Origin of the sequence: Halogeometricum sp. CBA1124 (assembly GCF_009741955.1) — an archaeon.
Lineage (GTDB): Archaea > Halobacteriota > Halobacteria > Halobacteriales > Haloferacaceae > Halogeometricum > Halogeometricum rufum.
The window spans coordinates 1-9,479 of the sequence record NZ_WPCD01000145.1; the positions used below are offsets into that span (position 1 = coordinate 1).

Sequence of the window (9,479 nt, forward strand, 5' to 3'; positions counted from 1 at the left end):
CCTTCTCCAGGTCGAAGTTCCCCTTGAACGGGGTGGTCGGCGTCGGGGTCGGTCGCGAGTTCGTGCGGACAGTCCACGGGGTCGGCCCCCTGGTTGGCGACGTGGGCGCGCGTCGTGTCGAAGTGGGCGTTGTTCGCGACCACGTCGCCCTCCTCGACGAGGCGCCGTAGACGACGTTCTCCGCGCCGCGGCCCTGATGCGTGGGGACGACGTGGTCGAACCCCATCACGTCGCGGACGGCCTTGCGGAGTTCGTCGAAAACTTCGCTGCCGGCGTAGGCCTCGTCGCCGCGCATCATCGCGGCCCACTGGTCGGCGCTCATCGTGCCGGTACCGGAGTCCGTCAGGAGGTCGACGTAGACGTCTTCGGCGTCGAGATTGACGCGTTGTACCCCGCCGCCTCGAGTGCCGCCTCGCGGTCCTCGCGCGAGGGAGGTGGATGGGTTCGACCATCTTCGCCTTGTAGGAGCGCATGGAGGCACGGACGCCGGCCGGCGTGAAGGTCGTTCCCGACGATAATCGGGAGCGGACGGCCAGTTCGGGGGAACGATGCACGAACTCGTCCGTCGTCGTCCGAAGCCGACGACCGACGGGGGAAGGCGACAGTTGTGAAATCTCAGTTTCAATAGAACAAATGAGATAGTGTTTTGTGCGGGCGGGGGCTGGCACCCGTATGGCGACCCAACGAACGGACGGCGAGGCGGTGTCGCTACGGGAGTCGTTCACGGAGATGAGCGAGATATTGATGCCGAACGACACGAACAACCTCGGACGCGCCCTCGGCGGGACGGTGCTCCACTGGATGGACATCTGTGGGGCCATCGCCGCCCGTCGGTTCTCGAAGCGACAGGTCGTCACGGCGTCGATGGACCACGTCGACTTCCTCGCGCCGATCGAACTCGGCGACGTCGTCACCGTCACGGGCTACGTGTTCGACACCGGGCGGACGAGTATGGACGTGCACGTGGCCGTTCGGGCGGAACGGCCGAGCGACGGCGTGCGGCGTGAGACGGCGAGTTCGTTCTTCAGTTTCGTCGCCCTCGACGAGACGGAGTCGCCCGCCGCCGTCCCGACGCTTCGGTGTCCGTCGGCGTCACAGACAGGGCTCCGGGACGAGGCGCTCGAACGCCGGAACCGTCGCCGCGCGGAACTGGCCGACGAACTCGGCGGGGAGTGACCGGGAACGGGCGGCGGGCGTCGAGAACGATGCAGACGGCGGCGCGAACGGCGCTCAGAACTCCTGTTGGACGATCTTCAGCGTCTCCTCGCGGTCGTCCCACGCGACGAAGATGGCGACGGAGGTGGCGGAGGTGATGACGTCGTGGATGTTGATTCCCGCCTCCGAGACGGGTTGGACGATGTCGAGCATGACGCCGGGCCGGTTCGGCAGTTCGCCACCCGTGACGCGAATGACCGCGATGTCGTCGTCGACGGTGACCGACGAGAGCGACGGTTCGTCCACGACCTTCTCGTGCAGGAGGTTCTCGGCCTCCTCCGCGAGGTCCTCGCCGACGTAGAACGTCACCGAGTCCATGCCGGAGGCGACGGCGTCGACGTTCACGTCGTGTTCGCGGAGCGCCTGCGAGAGGTCCGCGAGGATGCCCGGCCGGTTTCGGATGGAGCGACCGGCGACGGTGACGCAGGCGAGGGGGTTCTCCTGCATGTCGATGAGGTTCTGAAACTCGCCCTCGATGAGGGTGCCGCCGGTCAGGAGGTCACCGTGCTGGTAGTGGACGACTCGGACGGCCAGGTCGTCGTCCTTGTACGAGAGCGCGGAGGGGGCGACGACTTCGGCCCCGCGGAACGAGAGGTTCCGGAGTTCGTCGACGGTGATGCGACCGACGTTCCGCGCGCCCTCGACCACGTGGGGGTCGCCGGTCATGACGCCCTCGACGTCGGTGACGATGACGACTTCGTCGGCGTCCATGTAGCGACCGAGCATGACGGCCGTCGTGTCGGACCCGCCGCGGCCGAGCGTGGTTATCTCGCCGTCGTGGTTCTGCGCGAGAAAGCCCGTGACGACGGGGACTACGCCGTCGAGTCCGGCGGCGAGTTCGGCGGCGCGTCGCTTCGTCTCCTCGACGTCGACTTCGCCGACGTCGTCCGTGATGACCGGCCACGCCTCGGAGCCGGGTTCGACGAACAGCGCGTTCACGCCGCGGGCGGCCAGCGCCGCCTTCAGCATCCGGACGCTCGTCCGTTCGCCCATCGAGACGATTTCGGCGCGGTCGCGGTCGTCAGCCTCGAACTGTATCTCGTCCAGCAGGTCGTCCGTCGTGTTCCCCATCGCGGAGGCGACGACGGCTATCTCGTGTCCCTGTTCGACCGCGGCGGCGATGGAGTCCGCCGCGCGGTTGATGCGGTCACCGCTGCCGAGGGAGGTCCCCCCGAACTTCGCGACTACTCGCACGGTCGTTCCTCCGGTCGATTCGGGCAGCGAGACTGGTGCGTAGGCATTGCCGGGGGTAGCGCAGGACCGCGTATAACTGTGTCTCCCCCTTCAACCGTTGCCGACGCCGACAGTCCGGAGGTCGTGAAGCAGTCGGGTCGAACACGGCCGACTGCGCTGGAACCGACCGTCCGAGAGTTGTCTTTATCCGTGCAGGGTGGTAACGCACGGTATGGACGCGGAGGTACGTGACGCCCTGGAAACCGACGCCGAATCGTTGGCCGCCATCGCCGACGTTCCGACAGACGTGATGCGAAACGTCGTCCACGACCGCACGGTCCGCGTCGCGGAACGACACCGCGAGACGACGGACCCGAACACCGACGCCGACTCGGCCGACGCGGAACTGCTCGGCTTCGTCGCCTTCGACGTGCGCGGCGGGACGGTCCACGTGACCCAGATCGGCGGGTCGGCCGAGGCGGTCGAACGACTCCTCGGCGAACCCGTCCGGTTCGCCTCGAACGAACGGTTCGACGTGGAGTTTCTCGCTCCGATGTCGGAGACGGAGGTTCAGGAGGCCGCCGAACGCGCCGGCTTCGACCGAGTCGGCGACGGTCCTCGGTTTCTGGGCGAGGAGACGGTGAAGTTCCGGATGGACCCCTGACCGGCGACGGAGACGCGGTCGGCGTCGCGCGAACGGGCCTCGGGAGAACTTGCGGACGGTCAGGAGAACGTTCAGATGGTCAGGAGAACTTGCGGACGGTCATGTCTAAGGTGTCGAGGTCCACGATGGGGGCGTAGCCCGAGTCGGGGTCGATGTTGACGGACTTCTGGAAGTCGGTCTGCGCCTGCCAGCACCCGGAGTTGACGGCGAGGACGTTGTGGTACTTCCCCCAGCCGAGTTTGTGGACGTGACCGGTGTGGAAGATGTCGGGCACCTCCTCCATGACGAGGTAGTCCTGCTTCTCGGGTGCGAGACGAGTGTGACCGCCGTACTGCGGGGCGACGTGCCGCTTCTTCAGCAGTTGGTACATCGCCTTGTGCGGGTCGTCGTAACTCGCCGACTCGGCGGGGAGTTCGGCGATGACCTCGTCCAGGGAGACGCCGTGGTACATCAGCACGTTCACCCCTTCGAGGGTGACGGTGGAGGGGTTGCTGGTGATGCGCGCGTCGTGGACATCCATGATGTCGCGGAGTTCCTCGTCGAAACCGGGTTGGGGTTCCGCCAGTCGCACCGCGTCGTGGTTCCCCGGAATCATCACTATCTCGATGTCGCCCGGCACCTCCTTGAGGTGTTCCGAGAACTGCTCGTACTGGTCGTAGATGTCGACGATGTCCAACTCCTCGTCCTGATTCGGGTAGACGCCGACGCCCTCGACCATGTCGCCGGCGACGAGGAGGTACTCGACGCGTTCGGCCTCCTCGGTGTGGAGCCAGTCTGCGAAGCGGTGCCACGCGTCCGCCATGAACTCCTGGCTGCCGACGTGGACGTCCGAGATGAGGGCGGCCTGCACGTGTCTGTCCGCCGTGTTCGGCCGGTACGTCCGCGGCACGTCGGGCCAGTGCATCGAGTCGACGAACATGATGCCCGCGTCGTCCGATAGCGTTCCCTCGACGGCGATGCACTCGTCCATCAGGAGTTCGTCCACGCCGGCGGCGAAGTCGCGGTCCTTCATCACGAGACAGGGGAACGTCCCCGTCGTGTCCTCCAGTTCGACCAGCCAGTGACCGCTGGCGGTCGACCGGATGTCGTTGACGAGTCCGACCATCGCGGCGTCGCTCCCGCCGGACATCGACTGGATGGCCTCGGCCGGCCGGTGGTTCACCCGGCCGCGGAGTTGCCGCGAGAGTTTCTCGTAGCGGTCCTTGAACACCTTCACGAAGTCGGCGTACTCGCCGGTCCCGGTACTCTGTCCGGTCATGTCGCCCGTGATGGACAGCGACCGGAGCGACGGGTCGGACCGACGACCGCTCGGTGACTCCGTCGTTTCGGGTGGAGCTGAATCGGCCGCTGTTCCCTCGACTGCGGTCGAATCTCCAGTCGAAGTGGAGGGGTCTACGGAGGGTTTCGAAGAGGACTCTGTGGACGGGTCGCCGGCGGCGCGTTCGGGGGTCACGGGCGAGTCGGGTGTGGAGACGGGCGCGTCGGTGGCGTTCGGGCCGCCGTCGAGGACGGCGCGGACGTCGTCGGCCGTGACGCGGAACGCGTCGGCACCGGCGTGTTCCACCGCCCGCGCGAGCGTCGTCTCGGGGTCGGCCGCGCCCGCGATGAGCGTCACGGCCTCCCGTTCGGCGTTGTAGCCGTGACGAGCGAGTTCGCGGACGACCAGCGTCGCGTCTCCAGAGGCACACCGGTCGAAGGACGACGCCGAAGAAAAGCATATTGAAAGTCGAGGCGGCGCGAGGCGGGGGGACGCGACGGGCGAACCCGACCGACAGGCGAGGTGGTCGTTCCCAGAAGGTTGAAACTGGGCGACGGCGAAGGCAGGGTAGATGAACGACGACCAGGGCGAGACGGACGTCGGCGACGACGCCCCTCGCCCGGACCCCGACGCGACGGCAGTCGACGACGCCCCTCGCCCGGAACCCGACGCGACGAGCACCGAGTCGTCGGACACGCCCCTCCACCGGTTCCTCCACGCACAGGACGGCATCCTCCTGTTCGTCCGCGAAGTGCTGGTCAGCGTGTCGGCCGTCGTCGCACTCGGACTCGTCCTCTACACCATCAGCGGCGTCTGGCCGCCGATGGTCGCCGTCGAGAGCGGCAGCATGGAACCGCACATGCACCGCGGTGACCTCGTGTTCATCACCGCGCCCGACCGCTTCTCGCCCGACTACGCCCTCGACGACACGGGCGTCGTGACGGCCGACGTGGGAAGCCAGCGCGGTCACGCGTCGTTCGGCGGCGCGGGGTCGGTCGTCGTCTTCGACCCGCCGTCCAGATACGGGTCCCCCATCATCCACCGCGCGCACTTCTACGTCGAGGAGGGAGAGAACTGGTACGACGAGACCGACCCCGACTACGTCAACGCCGAGAACTGCGAGCAGTTACAGTACTGTCCCGCGCCGCACGCGGGGTTCATCACGAAGGGCGACGCGAACGCTCGCTACGACCAGGCCAGCGGTATCGCCGAACCCGTCAAGACCGAGTGGATAGACGGCGTCGCGCACCTCCGCGTGCCCTACCTCGGGTACGTTCGACTCGAACTGGCGGGGGCGTTCGTTCCGACGCCGGTGGCGGCCGACGCTCCGGTCGAATCACCCGACCGAGCGATGAACGCGTCCGCGACGGTCGACGACGCGACGGCTGGACCCCCGGACTTCGAGTCCACCAGAATGACCGTCTCGGTTGTGTAACTGTCGCGCAGTTGTCGGATAGGTGTCGGTTTCTGCGCCGAGCGAACCGGTTCGAGAGCGGTGGCTGAGAACGGAGTCGAGGATCGAGGAACCGGGGGCCGGTTCGGGTCGTCCCGACGCCCTCGTCGTCGGTCGTCTCCGTTCTGGTGTCGTCGTCTACCCCGGTCGGTCGTCGTCGGTCGTCGCGACTCGGATACAGTCGCGCGGTCAGTTGTCGAACCGCGCCTGTACGAACGGTTGCGCGTTCTCGATGTCGCCGAGGCGGGAGTCCGAGAGGAGGACCGCCTCCGTCTCGTCGATGGGGACCGACAGCGAGATTTCCTTCGTGCGACCGTAGCGACCCTTCGAGACGACGACGGCGTTGACGATGCCGAGCATGTCGAGTTCGGAGATGAGGTCCGTCACGCGGCGTTGCGTGAGGATGTCGGCGTCTATCTCCTCGCAGAGTCGCTTGTAGATGTTGAACACCTCGCCGGTGTTGATGTTGCGGACGCCGTTCTTCTCCAGGAGGATGATGGCGAAGAGGACGATTTTGGACTGCGTGGGGAGCGTTCGGACGACTTCGACGACGCGGTCCAACTCTATCTTGTCCTGCGCCTGCCGGACGTGCGCCTCCTCGACGGTGTCGGCCTGCCCGCGTTCTGCGAGTTCGCCCGCGGTTCTGAGCAAGTCGAGGGCGCGGCGCGCGTCGCCGTGTTCCTGCGCGGCGAAGGCGGCGCAGAGCGGAATCACGTCCTCGGTGAGTGCGCCCGACTTGAACGCCACGTCGGCGCGATGCTGGAGGATGTCGCGGAGTTGGTTCGCGTCGTACGGCGGGAACACGATCTCCTCCTCGCCCAGACTGGACTTCACGCGCGGATCGAGGAAGTCGGTGAACTTCAGGTCGTTCGAGATGCCCATGATGGAGATGCGCGAGTTGTCCAACTCGGAGTTCATCCGCGAGAGGTTGTAGAGGGTGTCGTCGCCGGACTTCTCGACGAGTTTGTCTATCTCGTCCAGCATGATGACGACGACGCGTTCGTTGTAGTCGACGGCGTCGAAGAACGTCGAGTAGACGCGGTCGGTCGGCCACCCCGTCATCGGCACCGTCTCCATCTCCTCTCGGTCGGTCTCCAACTGGTCGATTCGCTCCTCGACGTCCGACAGCGAGTCGAACGCGGTGTCCGCCAGCAGGTCCGGCGTCTCTCGCGCACGCGTTCGAAGGTCTTCCAGACGGTCGAGTTCGTCCTCGATGACGCCGAAGTTCTTCTCGATGAACTTGTTGGCCAGTTGGGCGAGGACACGGTACTGGGTGTCCGTCACCTCGCAGTTGATGTACTCGACTTCGCAGGGGACGTCGTACTTCTGGGAGGTCGACTCCAGTTCCTGACTGACGAACTTCGCACTCGCCGTCTTCCCCGTCCCCGTCTTCCCGTAGATGAGGATGTTCGACGGCGTCTCCCCGCGGAGGGCGGAGACGAGGATGGTCGCCATCTGATTTATCTGCTCGGTTCGGTGGGGGAGTTCGTGCGGCGTGTACGACGGGCGCAGGACCTCCTTGTTCTCGAAGATGGGTTCGCCCGAGAGCAGGTCGTCGAACAGGCCGCGACTGTCGCTGCCGCCCTCGTCGAGGACGACTTCGTCGAGACTCACGTCCGTCGACGGGTCGTCCGCCACCTCGTCGTCTGCCCCACTCGGTCCGATACTCTCCTGGATGTCGATGTCCTCGGCGGTGACCGGGTCGTCCCCCGCTTCGTCGCTCACCGGTCCGTCGCTCTCCGCGTCGTCGTCCGTCGTCCCCTCGCTCTCCGCGTCGTCCGCCCGGTCGTCGTCCGCGACGGTACCGTCGTCACCGACGCGTTCGCCGTCGCTCTCGCCGTCGGCGTCGGACGAGGCGGAGGCAGACGACTCGCGGCCGTCGCCGGACGGAGCGTCGTCGGCCGTCGAGTGATTCGTCCGCCCTTCGCCGTCGTCGTCGCGTCTCGATGTATCGTCGTCCATGCGTGAATCCCCCCCTATTTCGACTGGAAGACGCTCCGTCAGCGGCTCGCAACCGGCAGAATGCCGCGTGAAACTGCGGCATTCGGTGAGAAGGCCGACGGTGGAACGTCCAGATGATGCAGACGAACCAGACGAACAGGTGCTACAAAAAACTTGTCTATCAGTAGCCTCGTGTCCGTCCGTGAGCCCCCAGAAGTACCGGTGCTAAGTACAAGGACGCTAGTAGAATATAGTGATTCGAGCCGATGTATGAGGCTGTACGGACGAAACCGCGGGATTCGTCGAATCGATCCGTGACCGAATAGAGAGAAAGCGTCGTCGTCGCGAGAACGAGTCGTTCTTTTGCGGTCACGTCCTTCCCCTTCGGTCACGTACTCTACGTGGCAGTTTGGCGACACGAAGAGGCGTCGCAGAACTCGGGTACGGGCGGCGTTCGACTGGAAGTCGGGGGATAGCCGTCGACGGAGGGGGCCGTTTCGGGTGAAGTCACCCCACGATACCCTCTCGAATCGGACGATACAGGGGATTTCACGGGGATGCGGGTCGTCTGGACTCGAAGTCGAGGGGAGTGGCACCTCCCCCACCCCTTCGTTTCGGGTGGAACGGCCGAGACGGGGGGAGGGGGGTCGCGCCGACTTTTTCGAAGCGGGTGTTTTATGTATATATACATTCAACAGTACCCGTAGTAGAGAGAAAGGCGATTATTTCTACTTCGTCTCTGCTGTATTAACCTAGTGCTAGGCTCGGCTCGCGTCCCTCTGGGGGCTTCCCGACGAGTTCCACTCGAAACGAAGGGGTGGGGGTGTGTCGGAGATGATGGTGGGACGAGACGACACGGAGGGACAACACGGAGAGACGGCAGGGGGAGACGGCGCGGAGAGAGGACGTTGGGTCGGCGTTCTGGGCGGCAGTCAGTCGTTCGAATCGAAACGGAGGGCAGTACCGCCGGGATACCGGGTGGGGGAACGACTATGCGAGCGAAGCGGCTGGAGGGGGAGCGTCGAACGCGAAGCGAACGTCAGTCAGGACCGATGGGACCGTGAAGACCAGCGACGCGGCGAGTCGTCGGAAGTCGGCCGCAACTGTCCGCTCTCGGCGGACCTCGGTCGTCGTGTACGTCGATGTTAATCTCGGTTCGGTCGGATAAAGCAGAGGTAAATGTGACCGGCGTCTGACGTAGTGCTTAAGTTAGTTCAGAAATGTGGGTACTTCATACGCCCCTCCGCGATGATAAGTCGGGAGGTGCGGGAGGACAGGATGGGACTGCTCACAGAACTTAGAGACAGCATCTCACGGGTCGTCGACCGGATGTTCTCGGACGCAGAGCCGAGACGAATCGGCATCTACGGACCGCCGAACGCCGGAAAGACGACCCTCGCAAACCGTATCGCCCGTGACTGGACCGGTGACGCCATCGGCCCCGAGAGCCACATCCCGCACGAGACGCGTCGCGCGCGCCGAAAGGAGAACGTGGAGATAGAGCGCAACGGGAAGAAAGTCACCATCGACATCGTCGACACGCCGGGGGTCGACGACGAAAGTCGATTTCAAAGAGTTCCTCGACCACGACAGCAGAAAGACGACCGCCGTCCGTCGGTTCCCGGTGAGGCCACGGAGGGCGTCGCCGAAGCGATGCACTGGCTTCGCGAAGACGTCGACGGCGTCATCTACGTGCTCGACAGCACCGAAGACCCGTTCACGCAGGTCCAACACGATACTCATCGGCATCATCGAAAGTCAGGACCGTGCCCGTA

7 protein-coding genes and 1 pseudogene are annotated in these 9,479 nt (G+C 65.4%); 4 read left to right on the plus strand and 4 right to left on the minus strand.

Features of this window, described 5'->3' with window-relative positions; genetic code table 11:
• Positions 1-473 (minus strand): annotated as a pseudogene (locus tag GJ632_RS15335) (beta-eliminating lyase-related protein); the annotation flags it as partial.
• Between the two features lie 199 nt (positions 474-672).
• On the opposite strand from GJ632_RS15335, the gene GJ632_RS15340 reads away from it, so the two are divergent.
• Positions 673-1,176: an acyl-CoA thioesterase gene (locus tag GJ632_RS15340; RefSeq protein ID WP_089803807.1), complete on the plus strand. Its 504-nt coding sequence runs from the start codon at positions 673-675 to the stop codon at positions 1,174-1,176.
• A gap of 54 nt (positions 1,177-1,230) precedes the next feature.
• Here the strand turns inward: GJ632_RS15340 and GJ632_RS15345 are convergent, their stop codons facing one another.
• Positions 1,231-2,409 (minus strand): aspartate kinase, encoded by a 1,179-nt coding sequence (locus tag GJ632_RS15345; RefSeq protein WP_343161208.1) that lies wholly within the window; start codon positions 2,407-2,409, stop codon positions 1,231-1,233.
• 211 nt (positions 2,410-2,620) lie between these two features.
• On the opposite strand from GJ632_RS15345, the gene GJ632_RS15350 reads away from it, so the two are divergent.
• Positions 2,621-3,052 carry a hypothetical protein gene (locus GJ632_RS15350; RefSeq protein ID WP_191453411.1) on the plus strand — a complete coding sequence of 144 codons (432 nt, stop codon included), beginning with the start codon at positions 2,621-2,623 and terminating at the stop codon, positions 3,050-3,052.
• A gap of 79 nt (positions 3,053-3,131) precedes the next feature.
• Here the strand turns inward: GJ632_RS15350 and GJ632_RS15355 are convergent, their stop codons facing one another.
• Entirely contained in the window at positions 3,132-4,667 is a 1,536-nt protein-coding gene (locus GJ632_RS15355) for a DNA-directed DNA polymerase II small subunit (protein ID WP_394351818.1), read from the minus strand.
• A gap of 214 nt (positions 4,668-4,881) precedes the next feature.
• Here GJ632_RS15355 and GJ632_RS15360 point away from each other — a divergent pair, with 214 nt between their 5' ends.
• On the plus strand, positions 4,882-5,745 hold the full coding sequence (locus tag GJ632_RS15360) for a S26 family signal peptidase (protein ID WP_231751596.1): 864 nt from the start codon (positions 4,882-4,884) through the stop codon (positions 5,743-5,745).
• Between the two features lie 207 nt (positions 5,746-5,952).
• Here the strand turns inward: GJ632_RS15360 and GJ632_RS15365 are convergent, their stop codons facing one another.
• Entirely contained in the window at positions 5,953-7,725 is a 1,773-nt protein-coding gene (locus tag GJ632_RS15365; protein ID WP_191453412.1) for a Cdc6/Cdc18 family protein, read from the minus strand.
• 1,257 nt (positions 7,726-8,982) lie between these two features.
• Here GJ632_RS15365 and GJ632_RS15370 point away from each other — a divergent pair.
• Positions 8,983-9,479: GTPase (locus GJ632_RS15370; protein ID WP_197428028.1), on the plus strand; the 497-nt coding region annotated here is incomplete at its 3' end.